Raw genomic sequence first — 2,173 nt, 5'->3', positions numbered from 1 at the left:
GACCTTCCGCGGGTCTTCGGGGCCGTGCTGCCCCAAGTCCTGCCGAGCGCAAGCCGGTCGGTGCTGGCGCAGGGACCCGATATCGCGAGGCTGCGGGCGGCGGCCGAACAATTGGCCGATGACGTACGGAACGTATCCTCATAAACCGGGTCATATACCTAGAACTTGTCGCGGAACTTGAGTCTGACCAGGACTTTTCGTCTGTTCTCGCTGACTGGCGCCTTCTCGGCCGCTAGTCTCCGTCATCAGAGCGCGGGCGCCAGGGCGTTGCTCGTTGCTCCGCAGGTGCGGGGCCACTAGGTTCCACACCGTTCCATATCCGATTAGTTCGACATCCGAGGTGACGTAGGCGTGGCTCTTCCGCCCCTTACCCCTGAACAGCGCGCAGCCGCGCTCGAGAAGGCCGCAGCGGCTCGCCGGGAGCGCGCCGAGGTCAAGAATCGACTGAAGCACTCCGGCGCGTCCCTGCACGACGTCATCAAGCAGGGCCAGGAGAACGACGTCATCGGCAAGATGAAGGTCTCCGCCCTGCTTGAGTCCATGCCCGGCGTGGGCAAGGTGCGCGCCAAGCAGATCATGGAGCGGCTCGGCATCTCCGAGAGCCGTCGTGTGCGCGGTCTGGGCTCCAACCAGATCGCCTCGCTGGAGCGCGAGTTCGGCAGCACCGGTTCCTGACGTTCCGAGGCACTCCGGAAAACCGGGATAATCGCTGCATGAGTACAGCCTTCTCCCGGGGGGCGGCCCCCGTCCCGCCGGCAGATCGTCCGCGGCTGACCGTGCTCTCCGGCCCCTCCGGGGTCGGCAAGAGCACGGTCGTCGCGCATCTGCGCAAGGTCCATCCCGAGGTGTGGCTCTCGGTCTCCGCGACGACCCGCAGACCGCGCCCCGGCGAACGGCACGGCGTCCAGTACTTCTTCGTCAGCGACGACGAGTTCGACAAGCTCGTCGCCAACGGCGAGCTGCTGGAGTGGGCGCAGTTCTCCGGCAACCGGTACGGCACCCCGCGCGGGCCCGTGCTGGAGCGGCTGGAGGCCGGCGAGCCCGTGCTGCTGGAGATCGACCTGCAGGGGGCGCGGCTCGTCCGGGAGAGCATGCCGGACGCGCTGCTGGTCTTCCTCGCCCCGCCGAGCTGGGACGAGCTGGTGCGCCGGCTGACCGGGCGCGGCACGGAGCCGCCGGAGGTCATCGAGCGCCGGCTGGCCGCGGCCCGTACGGAACTGGCGGCCGAGGAGGAGTTCGACTCGACGCTTGTCAACACCTCCGTCGAGGACGTCTCCGCCGAGCTGCTAGCCTTGATGCAGGTTTGATTCGTGAAGTTCCACTGGAAGGCTGGATAGGTTGTCCTCTCCCATCACCGCGCCCGAGGGCATCATCAACCCGCCGATCGACGAGCTGCTTGAGGCGACCGACTCCAAGTACAGCCTCGTGATCTACGCGGCGAAGCGCGCGCGGCAGATCAATGCGTACTACTCCCAGCTGGGCGAGGGCCTGCTGGAGTACGTCGGCCCGCTGGTGGACACCCACGTGCACGAGAAGCCGCTGTCCATCGCGCTCCGCGAGATCAACGCGGGTCTGCTGACCTCCGAGGCCACCGAGGGCCCCGCGCAGTAGGCATCCCTCATCCACGGGCCCGGCAGCGCGGCTGCCGGGCCCGTGGTGTGTCATGGGGGGAGCAGACGACGAGCGGCGGGGAGCGGGACATGGCGGAAGCGGCGGCCGAGGAGACGGCGGCGGCGGGAGCGGGGGCGCCGGCCGAGGTGGTGCTGGGCGTCAGCGGCGGCATCGCGGCGTACAAGGCGTGCGAGCTGCTGCGGCTGTTCACCGAGTCGGGCCACGCGGTACGGGCCGTGCCCACGGCCGCCGCGCTGCACTTCGTCGGCGAGGCCACCTGGGCGGCCCTGTCCGGCCGCCCCGCCGCCACCGAGACCTGGGCGGACGTGCACGAGGTCCCGCACGTACGGATCGGCCGGCGGGCCGACCTCGTGGTCGTCGCCCCCGCCACCGCCGACCTGCTGGCCAGGGCGGCCCACGGCCTGGCCGACGACCTGCTGACGAACACCCTGCTCACCGCCTCCTGCCCGGTCGTCTTCGCGCCGGCCATGCACACCGAGATGTGGGAGCACCCCGCCACCCGGGCCAACGTCGCCACGCTGCGCGCCCGCGGCGCCGTCGT

At 70.0% G+C, this 2,173-nt stretch carries 4 protein-coding genes; all 4 read left to right on the top strand.

The window, feature by feature from the left end; all coding sequences use genetic code 11:
- The first annotated feature begins 351 nt into the window (after positions 1-351).
- Entirely contained in the window at positions 352-675 is a 324-nt protein-coding gene (locus tag H5J30_RS28820; protein ID WP_018836707.1) for an integration host factor, read from the top strand.
- A gap of 38 nt (positions 676-713) precedes the next feature.
- Entirely contained in the window at positions 714-1,307 is a 594-nt protein-coding gene (gmk, locus tag H5J30_RS28815; RefSeq protein ID WP_181790211.1) for a guanylate kinase, read from the top strand.
- Positions 1,308-1,338: 31 nt separating this feature from the next.
- Positions 1,339-1,611, top strand: coding sequence for a DNA-directed RNA polymerase subunit omega (rpoZ, locus tag H5J30_RS28810; protein ID WP_018836705.1), 273 nt, complete (start codon positions 1,339-1,341; stop codon positions 1,609-1,611).
- A gap of 89 nt (positions 1,612-1,700) precedes the next feature.
- On the top strand, positions 1,701-2,173 hold a 473-nt coding region (locus tag H5J30_RS28805), incomplete at its 3' end, for a flavoprotein (protein WP_309505662.1).

Origin of the sequence: Streptomyces phytophilus, from assembly GCF_013870535.1 — a bacterium.
GTDB classification, from domain to species: Bacteria; Actinomycetota; Actinomycetes; order Streptomycetales; family Streptomycetaceae; genus Streptomyces; species Streptomyces phytophilus.
Note: the sequence above shows the minus strand (reverse complement) of the source record. Positions and strands in the feature narration are given on the sequence as shown.